Below are 17,236 nucleotides of genomic sequence, written 5' to 3' on the forward strand. Positions count from 1 at the left end.
TCCGGTATTGTATTCGGTTTTCAATGATTAAATTTGATTAAACCATTTTACATAATTAAATTGATCATAATATTTCATTCCATTCCAACCTGAGAAGGTAAAAATATCACCCACTTGGTTTTGATTTTCAAACCCTTTGATATAAAAGGCGGATTGTAATTCCGGGTAAGGCTTGTGAGTAAACACGACTTTATTTTTGAACGGAAGCCTCTCAAATGCCGCAAGATCTTCATAAGCGATACCTTGTGCACCGTCTTTGTCCGTCATAATGATAAATAAGTTATCAAAATTCATTCGTGCAGTGCGAATTTGCCATTTTTCATTGGCTTCTTGTTCACTGTGGTAATGCATAAAATGAATCCTGAGATCCGCCAATTTACCAACGGGATAATTTTTTTCCGAAGGAATAAATTCAAGGGGCTGTTTTCGATAAAATTCGATATTTTGAAGATAACGAATGAAATCTTTCGGGCTAAGATAAAGGTTTACAAAAGGTGAATTAAAGGGTTCGTTTAGATCGTGCAGCATAAAGGCACCGACACAGTTGGCGGAAATCACCGTCATTCCGTGATTTTGTAAACTTGATTTTAGCTGATGATTAATTGCTTTTCTTTGCCACCGATTAATCGCATTTTTTAACTTTGAAAATAGCATAATTTCTCCTTGAACCGTCTATGCTATCGCTTTTCTATCTATTAATTCAATCATTATTTTTTGTAACAAATTTGTGAAAATTTGCGCTTCATCACAAATTTATCTGTAAAGAGAGAGTATAATCAAAACATCTTTTCAATTCGATTCTCGGGAATCGAGTTTCGTATCACTACAATGGAGTATTATTTATATGAGCGAACAATTACGCCAAGCAGCATTGGATTTTCACGAATTTCCTATTCCGGGAAAAATTGAAGTTACCCCAACAAAATCACTGGCAACCCAGCGCGATTTAGCACTCGCTTATTCTCCCGGTGTGGCGGAACCTTGCTTAGAAATTGAGAAAGATCCTTTAGCCTCTTATAAATATACGGCTCGTGGAAATTTGGTGGCGGTAATTTCAAACGGCACGGCTGTGTTGGGATTAGGTAATATCGGTGCGCTTGCCGGCAAACCCGTAATGGAAGGGAAGGGGGTATTATTTAAAAAATTCGCCGGCATTAATGTGTTTGATATTGAAGTAAATGAACACGATCCGGATAAATTAGTGGATATTATCGCCTCCCTCGAACCGACTTTCGGCGGTGTTAATCTTGAAGATATTAAAGCACCGGAATGTTTCTATATTGAGCAAAAATTGCGTGAGCGAATGAATATCCCCGTATTCCATGATGATCAACACGGTACGGCGATTATCAGTGCGGCGGCGATTATTAACTCACTTCGCATTGTCGGTAAGAAAATTGAAGAGGTTCGCCTTGTGGCATCCGGTGCAGGGGCGGCTTCCATTGCTTGTTTAAACTTGCTTTTATCATTAGGAATGAAACGCGAAAATATCACCATTTGTGATTCTAAAGGTGTGGTGTATAAAAATCGTGATGATCGAATGGATCAAACTAAAAAAGATTATGCTATTGATGACAACGGCTGGCGCACATTGGCTGATGCGATGCCGAATGCGGATATTTTCCTCGGTTGTTCTGCTGCAGGGGCATTAACTCAAGATATGGTGAAATCTATGGCTGCGCATCCGATTATTCTTGCATTAGCCAACCCGAATCCGGAAATTACGCCACCTGAAGCCAAAGCCGTGCGCCCTGATTCGATTGTTTGTACCGGCCGTTCCGATTATCCGAATCAAGTGAATAACGTACTTTGTTTCCCATTTATTTTCCGCGGTGCATTAGATGTAGGGGCTACTGCGATTAATGAAGAAATGAAGCGTGCTGCAGTTTATGCCATTGCGGATCTTGCGCTTGAAGAACAAAATGAAGTGGTCACTTCCGCTTATGGCGGGGAGGGGGCAACTTTCGGTGCCGATTATGTGATCCCACGTCCGTTCGATCCGCGTTTAATCGTGCGTATTGCACCGGCAGTGGCGAAAGCTGCAATGGAATCCGGTGTGGCAACCCGCCCGATTTCGGATTGGAACGAATACATCGAAAAATTAACCCAATTTGTTTATAAAACCAGTCTCTTTATGCGCCCGATTTTCCATCAAGCGAAGCAAGCGCCACAGCGTATTATTCTTGCCGAGGGGGAAGAAACTAACGCTTTACATGCGACACAAGAAGTGATTTCTATGGGGCTGGCAAAACCGATTTTAATCGGTCGTGAATCGGTGATTGAAAGCAAAATTAAAAAACTTGGTTTACGTTTACAACCGGGTGTTGATTTTGAGATTGTCGATAATGAAAACAATCCACGCTATGAAGAATGTTGGAAACATTACTATGAACTAACCAAACGTAAAGGCATTACTCAAGCAATCGCAAAACGTGTGGTGCGTTCAAATACCACCGTACTCGCTTCGATTTTGGTTAATCTCGGCTATGCGGACGGTTTAATCTGCGGTTTATTCGGTTCTTACGGTAAACATTTGACATCGATTCAAGATATCATCGGTTTAAAAGAGGGCGTGAAAGTGCCGGCGAGCCTACAAAGTTTAGTTTTGCCTAGCGGTAACGTATTTTTGACGGACATTCACGTAAATACCGATCCGAGTGCGGAAGAATTAACGGAAATTACTTTAATGGCGGCAGAGGAAGTGCATCGTTTTGGTATTGAGCCTGCTGTTGCGTTGCTTTCTCATTCAAATTACGGTTCATCAAATGAATTGGGCGCACCGAAAATGCGCGAGGTGTTAGAACTCGTGAAGGAACGTAATCCGAAATTAATGATTGACGGTGAAATGCGCGGTGATTTGGCAATGAATGAAGAACATCGCCGAGAAATTATGCCGGATAGCCCGTTAAAAGGTTCTGCAAACTTGCTTGTATTCCCGAATTTAAGCGCGGCACGTATTAGTTATAGCCTGTTGCGTGGCACAACAACGGCGATCACGGTAGGTCCAATCTTGATGGGAGTAAATAAATCCGCTCATATTTTGAACCCAAGTGCTTCCGTTCGCCGTATCATCAATATGATTGCTTACGCAGCGGTAAAAGCGCAGCAAGGTTAGATTGTTGTCGGTTAAATAGGAAAGTGCGGTCAATTTTTAAAGTGTTTTTAAATTGACCGCACTTTTATAGTGAATTAAGTTTAATTCGCTATATTTGTCCCAAATGTTATTTATTCGCCAATATTACCGCTCTTGTCGGGGCTTGATAGCCCTCAATGGTTTTAGCGTGATCATTCGGATCTAAGAAATCAATCAGGCTTTCATTTTCTAACCAATCGGTTTTACGTTGTTCTTCAAGTGTCGTGGCAGCTACGTCCACGCAACGTACATTGGTGAAACCGACTTTCTCTAACCAGTTTATTAATGCCGCCACAGACGGAATAAAATACACGTTTTTCATTTTTGCGTAGCGATCTGTCGGAACAAGAACCGTATTTTTATCGCCATTCACCACGAGGGTTTCCAGCACTAATTCTCCGCCTTTTTTCAGCTGATTTTTTAACTGTGTCAAATGATCCAATGGGGATTTTCGATGATAAAGCACACCCATAGAAAACACCGTATCAAAGGCGGCAAGCGGTTGCATTTGCTCAATACCTAACGGAATGAGGTTTACTCGACGATCATTATTAAGTAATTTGCGAACCGCCTCAAATTGACAAAGGAAAAGTTCTGTCGGATCAATCCCTACCACCATTTTTGCGCCTTCACCGAGCATACGCCACATATGATAGCCACTGCCACAACCCACATCTAAAATAACACGATCTTTTAAGGAGGCGAGATGGGGGAGAACGCGATCCCATTTAAAATCAGAACGCCACTCGCAATCCAGATGAATATCAAATAAATGATAAGGACCTTTTCGCCACGGCATAAGTTGTTTTAAATGATGAATAATCCGCTGTTTTTCACCTTCGGAAAGCGGCAAAGTGCGGTCAGATTTTACTGCGTTTTTTAAATCAATCCTGTCAGCCTGTAAATCAGGCAAAAAATCCACAATTTTTGACCATTTTGCATAATCGCCGTGAGTTTGTTTTTCCCATTCTTTTAATTGAAGAGGGAGTGTTTCCAACCAATGGGAAAGAGGGCCTATGGCAATTTGTTGATAAAAAGGGCGAAAATCTATCATTTGGCTTCCTTATAAGCGTTTTCCGCTTTATTAAACGTTTCAATCACTGCTTGTGGCGGCTCGCTGGAAATGAGGGAAACGATAAGAATGGATAAACTACTAAATAAAAATCCCGGGATCATTTCATAAATTTTAAACCAGCCGCTTTCTGCCGGAATAATGGCTTTCCACGAGAAAACGGTGATTGCGCCGACCAGCATTCCAGCCATTGCGCCGGAAGCGGTCATACGTTTCCAAAAGAGCGAAAAGAGCACAACAGGCCCGAATGCACTGCCGAATCCTGCCCAAGCAAATTCAACGAGTTTTAATACTTTGCTATTTTCATCTTGGGCTATCCAAATCGCAATGAGGGCTATCACCAACACCATTAATCGCCCTAACCAAACGAGTTCTTTTTCCGACGCTTTAGGTCGAATAAAACCTTTATAGAAATCTTCCGTTACAGAGCTGGATGAAATTAATAATTGTGCGCTTAACGTACTCATTACCGCAGCCAAAATCGCAGAAAGTAAAATACCCGCAATCCAAGGATTAAATAATAATTTTGCCAATTCGATAAATACTTGTTCGGATTCGTGATTTACCGTGCCGGCAACACTTGGATTGGCGAAAAAATAAGGAATGGCGAAAAAACCGATACCAATCGCACCGCCAAGGCAAAGTACCATCCAAGTCATACTGATGCGACGTGCTTTAATGAGGGATTTTACCGAATAAGCCGCCATAAAACGTGCAAGTATGTGGGGTTGACCGAAATAGCCCAATCCCCACGCTGCAAGGCTTAATAAACCCAGTGGGGTTGTTGTCGTAAACAGATCGGTAAAATCCTTATTTGCCGCCATTTCCGCTTGGTTTAATATTACCGAAAATTGTGTCGTATCACCAAGACTTAGCAGTACAAAAACAGGGGTGAGGATTAAGGCGAAAATCATTAATGTAGCTTGAATGGTATCTGTCCAACTTACGGCTAAGAAACCACCGATGAAGGTGTAGGCTATGGTTGCTGCAGCACCAAACCAAAGTGCGGTTGAATATTCCACAGAAAATAGATTTTGGAAAAGTTTTGCGCCGGCAACGACACCGGAAGCACAGTAAATGGTGAAAAACACTAAAATAATTGTTGCTGACAGGATTTTTAGTAATTGATGTGAAGTACCGAAACGGTGATGAAAATATTCCGGCAATGTCAGCGCATTATGATTAAATTCGGTATAAACACGTAATCGACCGGAAACAAGCAGCCAATTGAAATAAGCACCAATTATCAGACCAACGGCGATCCAGCCTTCCACTAAGCCGGATAAATACACCGCGCCCGGTAAGCCCATGAGTAACCAGCCCGACATATCGGAAGCACCGGCGGACATTGCCGTTACAAAACTGCCTAAACGACGGCCGCCCAAAATGTAATCGGATAAATTATTCGTATAATAATAAGCAAGTACACCGATAAGCAACATCCCGATAATGTAAATCGTAAATGTGATCAGTGTCGGGTCAAAAACAAACATCAATATAACCCCAAAAAAAGTGTTGAAAATTTGAGAAAGCTCGCATTTTATCTTATTTAAGTCTATTATTCTATTCCTTAAAAAGGAGACTCAGAGACAACAAAATGGATGCGGTAGAATTATTAATGAACGTTACACCGAATGAAACCAGAATAGCATTGGTGGAAATGGGGGTATTAAAAGAAGTACATATTGAACGCCGAGCCAAATGCGGCATTGTGGGAAATATTTATAAGGGCAGAGTGACACGTGTATTGCCCGGTATGCAATCTGCTTTTGTGGATATCGGTTTAGAAAAAGCGGCATTTTTGCATGCTTCCGACATTGTATCGCATACGGAATGTGTGGATGAAAACGAACAAAAACAATTCAAAGTAAAAAGTATTTCCGAGCTGGTACGTGAAGGGCAAGATATTGTGGTACAAGTGGTAAAAGATCCGCTTGGCACAAAAGGCGCACGACTAACCACGGATATTACATTGCCGTCGCGTTATCTTGTTTTTATGCCGGAAAACAGTCATGTGGGCGTATCTCAGCGGATTGAAAGCGAAGAAGAACGAGCTCGTTTAAAGGCATTGGTCGAGCCTTTTTGTGATGAACTTGGAGGCTTCATTATTCGCACCGCAACCGAAGGGGCGACTGAAGATGAATTACGGCAGGATGCGGAATTTCTCAAGCGTTTATGGCGTAAAGTGTTGGAAAGAAAATCGAAATACCCGACCCGTTCGAAAATTTATGGCGAACCGGCTTTGCCACAACGTATTTTGCGTGATTTTATCGGCACGACATTAGAAAAAATTCGTATTGATTCTAAACTTTGTTTTAACGAAGTAAAGGAATTTACCGATGAATTTATGCCTGAATTGAGTAATAAACTCGTCCTTTACAGCGGAAATCAACCGCTCTTTGATGTGTATGGCGTTGAAAATGGGATTCAGCAAGCGCTGGATAAACGGGTAAATTTAAAATCCGGCGGTTATCTCATTATTGAACAAACGGAAGCGATGACGACAATCGATATTAATACAGGGGCATTTGTCGGACACCGAAATTTGGAAGAGACCATTTTCAATACGAATATTGAAGCCACAAAAGCCATTGCACAACAACTTCAACTGCGCAATCTTGGCGGGATTATCATCATTGATTTTATTGATATGCAATTGGAAGATCATCAAAACAGAGTGTTGGAATCCCTTCAAGATGCGCTTTCAAAAGATCGCATAAAAACCAGCGTGAACGGTTTTACCCAACTGGGATTGGTGGAAATGACCCGTAAACGCACCCGTGAAAGTTTGGAGCGCGTGCTATGCGATGAATGCCCCGCTTGTCGTGGTCGTGGTCGCATAAAAACGGTGGAAACCGTATGTTATGAAATTATGCGGGAAATCATTCGCGTATATCATTTATTCAGCAGTGAACAGTTTGTAGTTTATGCCTCACCGGCTGTTGCGGAATATTTGATTAATGAAGAATCCCACGGACTTCTTCCGGAGGTTGAAATGTTCATCGGCAAACGGGTTCAAGTGAAAACCGAGCCCTTTTACAATCAGGAACAGTTTGATGTAGTGGTGATGTAACAGGAAAATGAAGAAAAAGTGCGGTCAATTTTGACAGCATTATATAGCACTTGCACAAAACATTGTAAGGTGCCGTTAGGCGAAGCCGTAACGCACCAAGTAACAAGATTTAATGATGAAACGGTGCGTTACGGCTTCGCCTAACGACACCCTACCCTAAGAAATCTCGGAGATAAAGTTTTCTTTGTGCGACTGATACATAATGCTGTCAAAATTGACCGCACTTTTTTTGTCTAAAACTGTGAGCTATATCACATTTTTATAAGAAAGTTAGGCATTATAGGAATAATTCTTAGATTTTCCGAGTTGCATTCGCAAGAGTAGGAATAGATTCCGATCTAATATGCGCACAATTATTTTACTTGGAGTCTATCTTATGCTTAATTTTTTAAATGAAGTGAGAAAACCAACACTTGATTTGCCGCTTGAAGAACGTCGTAAAATGTGGTTTAAACCCTTTATGCAATCTTACTTGGTTGTCTTTTTCGGTTATATGGCGATGTATTTGGTACGTAAAAACTTTAATATCGCCCAGAACGATATGATCGAGACTTACGGATTAACCAAAACGCAACTCGGTATGATCGGTCTTGGATTCTCCATCACCTATGGGGTAGGAAAAACCATCGTGTCTTACTATGCGGACGGTAAAAATACGAAGCAATTCGTTCCCTTTATGTTGATCCTTTCTGCACTTTGTATGCTTGGTTTTAGCGCAAGTATGGGCGGTAGCAGTATTGCGATTTTTCTCATGGTGGCGTTTTATGCATTAAGCGGTTTCTTTCAAAGCACAGGCGGTTCTTCAAGTTATTCCACGATAACCAAATGGACACCGCGTAAAAAGCGCGGCACATTCTTAGGATTTTGGAATCTTTCTCACAATGTGGGCGGTGCGGCGGCTGCCGGCGTGGCGTTGTTTGGGGCGAATGTATTCTTTAACGGACACGTAATCGGAATGTTCGTTTTCCCGTCTGTTATTGCGCTGATTATCGGTTTCATCGGTTTACGTTATGGAAGCGATTCGCCGGAAGCATACGGCTTAGGGAAAGCGGAAGAATTATTTGGCGAAGAAATTTCTGAAGAAGACAAAGACGCAGAAAAAAATCAACTCACTAAAAAACAAATTTTTGTTCAATATGTATTAAAAAATAAAGTGATTTGGTTACTTTGTTTTGCCAATATTTTTCTTTATATCGTGCGTATCGGCGTTGACCAATGGTCTCCGGTTTATGCTTATCAAGAACTCGGTTTTTCAAAAGATGCTGCGATTTCAGGTTTCGCCTTATTTGAAGTCGGCGCGCTTGTCGGTACGTTTCTATGGGGATATTTATCTGACTTAGCAAATGGTCGCCGTGCATTATTGGCTTGTGTGGCATTGGTTTTAATCACTTTCACGATTGGTTTTTATCAACACGCAAATAACGAAACGATGTATTTGGTAACGTTATTTGTTCTCGGTTTCTTGGTTTTCGGCCCGCAATTATTAATCGGTGTGGCGGCAGTCGGCTTTGTACCGAAAAAAGCGATTGCGGTCGCCGATGGGGTGAAAGGTACGTTTGCTTACTTAATCGGTGATAGTTTTGCGAAATTAGGTTTGGGTATGATTGCCGATGGCACACCGATTTTCGGTTTAACCGGTTGGGAAGGGACTTTTGCAGCATTGGATGCCTCCGCGATTCTTTGTATGGTATTGCTCGCTTTTGTGGCGATAGCCGAAGAGCGTAAAATCCGTCATTTGAAAAAACTGGAAACACAAAAAAACTAAGCAAAAGTCATTTTTATTCATAAAGCCAAAGTGCGGTCGAAACTGAAAAAGTTTTTACCGCACTTTTTCCAAATGCTACAATTCGCCCCCTTAAAAAGAGGAACGTTACAATGATAAAGGTAGCTATTATTGATGATCATATCATCGTGCGCTCAGGGTTTGCGCAACTACTTTCACTGGAATCGGATATAGAGGTGGTCGGCGAGTTCGGTTCGGCAAAAGAAACCCGCCAAAATCTGCCGGGTACGAAAGCCGATGTTTGTATTATTGATATTTCAATGCCTGATGAAAGCGGATTGGAATTATTAAAAAGTCTCCCTTCCGGCATTCGTTGCATAATGCTTAGCGTAAATGATAGTGAAATGATCGTTAGAAAAGCCCTAGAACTTGGGGCAAAAGGTTATTTGAGTAAACGTTGTAGCCCTGATGAATTAATTCAAGCCGTAAGAACGGTGAATGCAGGGGGAGTGTACCTAATGCCGGAATTAACGGTGAAACTCGTCTCTAATCGTAATCATAATCCATTAGAACAATTAACCAAGCGCGAATTGCAAATTTGTGAATTACTTAGTCAAGGGCTTGAAGCAAAAGAAGTCGGTGAAAAATTAGGGGTAAGTTTTAAAACGATTCACGCCCATCGTGCCAATATTATGAGTAAATTAGATGTGAAAAATAATGTCGAATTAACAAATCTATTTCATCAATATCATTAGCAATGAACTCTCTTATAGCCAACCTTTGTGGAGGAATAATGATGTTTTGCGCCTACTTTGCAATGTGGGCGATTTCGGATTATTTGTTGGGGAATGCTTTATTGGCATTGCTATTTTTACCTTTTGCCCTCCGTTTGGGGATTAATTTACACACCCCGAAAATATTTTGGCTTGTTAGTTATGGGGCGGAAATTGGCGTACTTGTATTGCTTATGTATGCCTCACCGGAAGAAGACTATTTTTCAGCAATGATTTTAAGTTTTTGCAGCTTACCTATTACAGTCATTATGCGAGAATACTATCAAGGTAATGAAAGGCGAAAACTTGCCGTGCAAGGTGTATTGGCACTAGGGGTGAGTGTATTTAATGGATTGATTGGTATGGCGTTATCGCAGCCCTTTTTCTATACCTTTCTCACCGCCTTAACCGGTATGCTGTTGATTCTTCCCGTTTGCTTTTTAGGAAACGAATATTTATTTAAACGTCATTGGATTCCACTCACAGCTAAATTGGCTCATAAACCTATTACCTTACGCACAAAACATATCTTAATTTATATCTTATTGTTTTTAATTAATATTTTTATTCAGATTTATACACCGGAAGAGTTTCACCGTTTTGCTTTATTTTTCCTTTCTATTCCGATCATCTTGCTTGCTTATTATTACGGTTGGCAAGGGGCGATTTTAGGTACGTTGCTTAATAGCATTACGTTAATCGCTTCCATCGGACACTTTTCACGGGGTGAATTAACGGATTTATTTCTCTCCATTTCAGCACAAACCATTACGGGGATATTTTTAGGGCTTGCGGTTCAATATCAACGTGATCTAAACCGAAATTTAACTTCAGAACTGACTCGAAATCGTGATTTAACCCGTAAACTCATTAATACGGAAGAAGCGATTCGCCGACAAATTTCGCGCGAACTGCATGATGAAATCGGGCAAAATATCACGGCAATTCGCACACAGGCTTCCATTATGAAACGTCTTGAATTTTCCCCAAAAATTGAAAACATCAGTAATACGATTGAACAACTTTCACTCAATGTTTATGACACAACCAAAAGTTTGCTTAATCGTATTCGTCCGAAAATATTAGATGATCTATCTCTACAGCAAGCGATCCAAAATTTATTTTTGGAACTGGATTTAAAAACTCACGGTATTTCGACCGCACTTTTTTGGGAAAATGAGGAAAATATTCAACTTGATCATATCCAAGAAATCACTCTCTATCGCCTATGCCAAGAAGGGCTGAATAATATCGTGAAATATGCGCAAGCCGATAAAGTGAATATCTCGATCAAAATACAAAAAGAGATTCAATTGCGAATTGAAGATAACGGAAACGGCTTTCAGCCTGCTTCCGTAAAACACGGTTTTGGATTGAAAGGTATGCAAGAGCGGGTTGATATTTTATGCGGGACGCTTCAATTAATTTCCCGTGAGCGCACGACATCGCCACATCGGCATGGCACTTGCATTACCATTACCTTGCCTAGGATTTAAAAATGAGCAAATTTACCCCGGAAATTGACCGCACTTATGCTTATTGGCGAGTACATTTAATGTTTGCAATGTATCTTGGTTATGCCGGTTTTTATCTTACACGTAAAAGTTTTAATTTCGCCGTACCGGAAATGATTGCCGTGCTTGGTATTGATAAAAGCGATATTGGGTTGATGGCAACGTTGTTTTATATCACATACGGCTTTTCCAAGTTTTTCTCCGGTATTTTTTCCGACAAAGCCAATCCGCGTTATTTTATGGCTATCGGTTTGATGATGACGGGAATCACGAATATTTTTTTCGGGCTATCCGATTCCGTGTTATTTTTCACCGCACTTTGGGTGGCGAATGCTTGGTTTCAAGGCTGGGGCTGGCCTGCTTGTTCAAAATTGCTGACCACTTGGTATTCCCGTAACGAACGTGGGCGTTGGTGGTCGATTTGGAATACGGCACATAATGTGGGTGGAGCGCTTACTCCTTTAGTGATTGGCTATGTGATATTGCATTATAGCTGGCGTGATGGTTTTGTGGTTGTCGGCGGTTTAGCGATTTTTATTAGTTTCTTTTTGTTATGGCGATTGCGCAATACGCCGGAATCGATGGGATTACCGAGTGTAGGTCATTGGCGTGATGATAAATTAGAACTCACTCAGGAAAAGGTCGCTCCTTATCTAAGTTGGCGAAAAATACTACGTCATTATGTTTTTCTGAATAAATATATTTGGTTGCTCGCATTGAGTTATACATTAGTATATATCGTACGTACAGCTATTAATGATTGGGGAAATATTTATCTTACGGAAAAACATCATTATGATCTCGTGTCTGCGAATAGTGCATTAGCGGTATTTGAAGTTGGGGGGATTTTAGGATCACTGGTCGCCGGTTGGGGATCGGATCGTTTATTTTCCAGTAATCGCGGACCAATGGCATTGATTTTTGCAATCGGCATTTTCCTTTCTATTACTGCATTATGGTTGTTGCCAAAAGAAAATTACGTTCTACAAGTTACCTTATTTTTTGTCGTAGGCTTTTTTATTTTCGGCCCTCAGATGTTAATCGGTATGGCTGCCGCCGAATGTTCTCATAAAAAAACACCCGGTGCTGCAACCGGATTTATCGGGCTATTTGCGTATCTTGGTGCAGCTATTGCCGGTTATCCTCTAGCATTAGTTATGCAGTATTTTCATTGGCGTGGCTTTTTCGTTTTTATCGCTTTTTGTGCTGCGGGTATTGCAATTTCATTGTTGCCGTTTTTGAAAGCGCAAAATGACTGAGAGTGAATTTGAAATGTAATCATTAAGGTAGTAAGCACAGAATTTTCCCCAAAATAGCTTGTTTTTTATTACGATTAATTATCAATTGATATTTTAGTGTTAAACTTCGGCACAACAATAATTTATTCTATTTATCCATAAGGAAACAAAATGAATTGGATACAAGAATTGTTAAATTCTTTCTATTGGATAATCAATGTGATGGGAATCATTTTGATTGTTTGCCCGGTTATCTCTGCGATAGTCATCAAGACGACTAAATGGGGACAACAGTTTTGGTTGTTAAGTGCCGATTATTTTTCCGTTAAACGGAGTATTAAGCCGATTGCTTACTTTTTTACCGTATTATTTTTTAGTTTAGTCACCGTTCGAATTGATATTCTATTATCTGAATGGAACAAGGCATTATACAATGCTTTACAACATTTGGATGCGGCGGAATTTTGGACACAAATTATTGTGTTTTCCGTGTTGGCGAGCGTGCATATTGCTAACGCGTTATTGATTTATTATGTGCAGAAAGCATTTACCATCCACTGGCGAACATGGGCGAATGAAGCCGGGTTGGATAAATGGTTCAGCCATCAGACGTATTATAAAATGTATTATGCGGATAAAAGAATCGACAATCCGGATCAACGTATTCAACAGGATATTTCCGCTTATGTGACAAGCTCTTTAAGTCTATCTTTGGGATTAATTAAAGCGGTAACCTCAATGGTTTCCTTTACGATAATTTTGTGGGGATTATCAGGTCCAATGTCAATAGGCGATTTTACCTTGCCTCACGCAATGGTTTTTTTAGTTTTTATTTATGTGTTGGTGAGTACGGCATTTGCTTTTCAAATCGGTAAACCTTTGATTAATCTTAACTTTAATAATGAGAAATTGAATGCAAATTACCGTTATTCTTTGGTTAGGGTCAAAGAGTATGCTGAAAGTATCGCTTTTTTTAAGGGGGAAAAAGTCGAAAAGCGTCAATTAATCACTCAATTTAATAATGTGATCGATAATGTGTGGCAAATCATATATCGAACGTTAAAATTTAACGGTTTTAACCTTGCGGTTACACAAATATCTGTGATTTTTCCGTTTTTGATTCAAGCTACCCGTTTTTTTGAAAAGCAAATTCAGTTAGGCGAGCTGATGCAAACGGCGCAGGCTTTTAGACGGGTGCAAACATCCCTTTCTTTTTTCCGTAATATCTATGATGATTTTGCAGGTTATCGTGCCGTGTTAGAACGCTTGAGTGATTTTTATCAAGCGGCGGATAATGTGCAATATGATGTTAATATTCGGCAGGCAACGGAAAATAACGTTATTTTTGAAGATCTTACGGTGAGAACACCGGAAGGTGATATTCTGGTAAAAAATTTCAATATTAACCTATTTGAAGGCGATTCTCTGTTGGTTCAAGGCATCTCCGGTTCAGGAAAAACAACATTATTGCGGGCAATTTCCGGTCTATGGCGACATTCTGAGGGGAAAATTTTTCTCCCTATTGATAATGTGTTATTTATTGCACAAAAACCGTATTTACCACAGGGTCGCTTAATTGATTGTTTGTATTACCCGAATGTCGTACCGGAAGATGCTGATATGGGGCAACTTACTTCTATTTTGCGTAAGGTTCAATTAGAACATCTTGTTGAGAAACTGAAACAAGAAGAGCATTGGATGAGTATTTTGTCTCTTGGAGAGCAGCAACGGGTTGCTTTTGCACGTATACTTTTACATCGACCGACAGTGATTTTCCTTGATGAGTCAACATCTGCGCTTGATGAATATTTGGAAGAACAAATGTACCTTCTTTTGAAAAAAGAACTGTCGCAGAGTATTATTATCAGTGTAGGTCATCGTTCTACGTTGGTTCGTCATCATAAGCAATATTTACAACTTTATAACGATGGACGTTGGGCATTAACGTATTCGTAACTAATTATCGTAAGATAAGGCGCTTCTATAATGAGGAGATATTTCTCCTCTTTTTTCTTTTTATTTTAAATTTGTGATCTAACTCTCGGTTTTTTTATTCATATTTTAGTATTCTTTTAAGGATAATACTTATTATTTACATTTTGAGAGCATCAATTTATGATGAAAAAAACGCAAATTGCTACCTTTATTTCTTCTCTATTTTTTACTTCAATAACCAATGCAACTCCTACGACATCAGATAGCCAATTAGATACGATCTCTGTGGTTGCAAGTGTTACATCTATTTCGTCAGGTTCAAAAACGCTTTCGGCTGAGGATATTGCCCGTATCCCTTCAAGAAATGGCAATATTTCGGAATTACTCAAAAATAATCCTGCCGTACAGTTTAGCGGTACAACGAATAACTCAAGACAAGCAGGTGAAATTGCGCCTGATTTAATCAGTTTTCATGGAGAACCCTACTATAACAATAGCTATTTAATTGATGGTTTATCAAACAGCGATATTCTTAACCCCGGTTCTGCCAATGGCGGATATAAATCAGCAGAAGATTTTACTCAACCGACTTCTATGTATATTGCCCCCGGTTCACCGGAGTCTTTCCACATAAATAGCCGCCTATTAAGAAATGTTACGGTTTATGATAGTAACGTACCTGCGAAATATGCACGTTTTACCGGTGGTGTAGTTGATGCTGAAATTAAAGATCCTGAACCGTCAAAAGCAAGCGGTTCGATAAGTTATCGTACTACTCGTGATAGTTGGACTTCTTTTCAACTAAACAATAAAGAGCGGGAAGAATTTGACAATGCTTACGCAGAAAGTGATGTTCAGCCGAAATTTACGAAACATATTTTTGATTTTACCTTAAATCAGCCTATTAATGATAAGGCCGGAATATTGTTCAGCTATAACCGTACACAATCAAAAATGCCTGAATATCATCGGGGATTAAATCGTTGGGAAAAAGAACGCCGTTTAGCCGAAACTTTTTTAGTAAAGGGAAGCTATCAAGCAAATGATCGCCATAAGTTATTGGCAACATTCTTATACTCTCCTCACGAAAATGTGTATTACAACGATAATGTTAAAAATGGACGTTATGTGAGCAAAGGTGGTGGTTGGCGCGCTAATATAGAATCACAATATGCGGGCGATTGGGGGGCGTTAAAAACAACGGTTGCATATCAACATAACCGTAACAAAATAGCCCACGATGCAGGGTACAACTATTACAACTGGCTTGGAGAAGGGCTATTACCGAATAGTGGAACGCAATGGTGTAGTTATATCAATATAAAAACAGGGAAATGTGATTTTAAGCGCGAAGGGGGAATCGGTGAGTTATCTTCCCAAATAAATACGTGGATCATCAAACAAGATTATGAATCGGAACGAGTAAATTGGGGAATGACCGAACATAAACTATCTTTAGGGTGGCAAATGGATTTTGCTTCCGCTAAATCGGAACGCCCTCACGCAGTACGCTATATGTCTACATCAAGAGGAGATGCGAAAGGAGTAAGGGTTAGACAAGGTCAAGATTGTGTGGATTGTATTCCAAACGAGCAATTCCAAAATAGTATGGCTTACTATCCGGCATTTAATGCCAAAGTGAATCTCAATAACTACAACCTTTATTTTTCCGATGAAATTAATTGGCAGCGTATTAAGTTAGTGCCGGGCGTAAATGTTAATTACGATAGTTTCTTGAAAAATCTTAATATTGCCCCTCGTTTTGCTTTCAACATTAACCTATTAAATGATGATAGCTTCAATATTACCGGGGGATATAACCGTTATTTTGCCAACAATATATTGGCTTATGCATTACGTTCAACAATTCCTTGCCCTCGAGAAAGCCATAAACGTCGTCGTGCCAATGATGAATGGGTATTGGGTGATTGTGCGAAGAGTTTCGCCTCTTGGGAAAATAGTCGTAATTTAAAAACGCCATATAGTGACGAATATAACCTTGGATTTAATTATACATTGGCGGATCACAGACTTGCATTTAACTGGGTTCATCGTAAAAGTGAACGACAATTTGTCCCGACAAGGCAAGATCCTAAAAATAAAGCACCGAAGAAAATAACGAATGATGGAAAAGGAAAAACCAATACCTTTACACTTAGTTTCCAAAATAACAAAGCCTATAAATTGAACAAATTATCAATGAATTATCGCTTTGGCTTGCGTTACCAACATAGAAATGTGAATTATCACGGTAACTATGATGAAAGTTTAGTTTTTGATCCGGCTTCCTTTAACGGAAGATATTACCTCTTCGAAGGAAAACGTTATGCTTCCGTAAATGAACTTCCGCCGTTTAACTTTAATCAACCGTGGGAAGGTTTTATCGAACTTCAAACCGATTTCTCTGACTGGAATTTAAAATGGACACATGTGCTTAACTATAAAACCGGTTATAAAGCTTATCACCGTTATGATATTGCCCAATGTGCGAACTCAAGCCAACCCCAAGCTTGTGGCGATTACACCGGTGCGGTTTACGACTATCGCTCGAAAAAGTATAGCGGAAAAGCAACGCTGGATTGGCATTTGCTTTGGACATTACCAATTCGTGAGCAAAAAATAGAAGTGAACCTTGATGTGCTTAATGTTTTTAATAGCAGTGTAGCGACAAGCAGCCCGAGTTCACAGTATTTGGGGGGAACGGAAAACCAAAGTTCAACGGGCTATGAATTAGGACGCCAGTTCTGGCTGGGTGTGGCTTACCACTGGTAATCA

11 protein-coding genes are annotated in these 17,236 nt (G+C 40.0%); 8 read left to right on the forward strand and 3 right to left on the reverse strand.

Annotation, left to right across the window (positions count from 1 at the left end; all coding sequences use genetic code 11):
* Nucleotides 1-27: 27 nt before the first annotated feature.
* On the reverse strand, nt 28-654 hold the full coding sequence (locus HEMROJRC1_RS08600; protein ID WP_374707292.1) for a DUF1919 domain-containing protein: 627 nt from the start codon (nt 652-654) through the stop codon (nt 28-30).
* Between the two features lie 190 nt (nt 655-844).
* Between HEMROJRC1_RS08600 and HEMROJRC1_RS08605 the strand changes: the two genes are divergently transcribed.
* Nucleotides 845-3,115, forward strand: a complete 2,271-nt coding sequence (locus tag HEMROJRC1_RS08605) for an NADP-dependent malic enzyme (RefSeq protein WP_226692519.1) — start codon at nt 845-847, stop codon at nt 3,113-3,115.
* Between the two features lie 106 nt (nt 3,116-3,221).
* Here the strand turns inward: HEMROJRC1_RS08605 and cmoB are convergent, their stop codons facing one another.
* A complete protein-coding gene (cmoB, locus tag HEMROJRC1_RS08610; protein ID WP_226692520.1) occupies nt 3,222-4,187 on the reverse strand; it encodes a tRNA 5-methoxyuridine(34)/uridine 5-oxyacetic acid(34) synthase CmoB in 966 nt (321 codons plus the stop codon).
* Nucleotides 4,184-5,698 carry a sodium/proline symporter PutP gene (putP, locus tag HEMROJRC1_RS08615; protein ID WP_226692521.1) on the reverse strand — a complete coding sequence of 505 codons (1,515 nt, stop codon included), beginning with the start codon at nt 5,696-5,698 and terminating at the stop codon, nt 4,184-4,186. Before putP ends, cmoB begins: the two co-directional genes overlap by 4 nt.
* A gap of 104 nt (nt 5,699-5,802) precedes the next feature.
* Here putP and rng point away from each other — a divergent pair, with 104 nt between their 5' ends.
* From rng to HEMROJRC1_RS08650, 7 genes are all read left to right on the forward strand, one after another.
* A complete protein-coding gene (gene rng / locus HEMROJRC1_RS08620) occupies nt 5,803-7,278 on the forward strand; it encodes a ribonuclease G (RefSeq protein ID WP_226692522.1) in 1,476 nt (491 codons plus the stop codon).
* Between the two features lie 376 nt (nt 7,279-7,654).
* Complete coding sequence (uhpT, locus tag HEMROJRC1_RS08625) at nt 7,655-9,043, forward strand: hexose-6-phosphate:phosphate antiporter (protein WP_226692523.1); 1,389 nt, start codon at nt 7,655-7,657, stop codon at nt 9,041-9,043.
* A 110-nt stretch (nt 9,044-9,153) separates the two neighbouring features.
* A complete protein-coding gene (gene uhpA, locus HEMROJRC1_RS08630; RefSeq protein WP_226692524.1) occupies nt 9,154-9,756 on the forward strand; it encodes a transcriptional regulator UhpA in 603 nt (200 codons plus the stop codon).
* Nucleotides 9,757-9,794: 38 nt separating this feature from the next.
* On the forward strand, nt 9,795-11,270 hold the full coding sequence (gene uhpB, locus HEMROJRC1_RS08635) for a signal transduction histidine-protein kinase/phosphatase UhpB (RefSeq protein ID WP_374707293.1): 1,476 nt from the start codon (nt 9,795-9,797) through the stop codon (nt 11,268-11,270).
* A 2-nt stretch (nt 11,271-11,272) separates the two neighbouring features.
* Complete coding sequence (gene uhpC / locus HEMROJRC1_RS08640) at nt 11,273-12,547, forward strand: MFS transporter family glucose-6-phosphate receptor UhpC (protein ID WP_226692526.1); 1,275 nt, start codon at nt 11,273-11,275, stop codon at nt 12,545-12,547.
* A gap of 150 nt (nt 12,548-12,697) precedes the next feature.
* Nucleotides 12,698-14,482 (forward strand): ABC transporter ATP-binding protein/permease, encoded by a 1,785-nt coding sequence (locus HEMROJRC1_RS08645; RefSeq protein ID WP_226692527.1) that lies wholly within the window; start codon nt 12,698-12,700, stop codon nt 14,480-14,482.
* A gap of 159 nt (nt 14,483-14,641) precedes the next feature.
* Complete coding sequence (locus tag HEMROJRC1_RS08650) at nt 14,642-17,233, forward strand: TonB-dependent siderophore receptor (RefSeq protein ID WP_226692528.1); 2,592 nt, start codon at nt 14,642-14,644, stop codon at nt 17,231-17,233.
* The last annotated feature ends 3 nt before the right edge of the window (nt 17,234-17,236 follow it).

The sequence above is a fragment of the Rodentibacter sp. JRC1 genome, from assembly GCF_020521555.1.
Lineage (GTDB): Bacteria > Pseudomonadota > Gammaproteobacteria > Enterobacterales > Pasteurellaceae > Rodentibacter > Rodentibacter abscessus.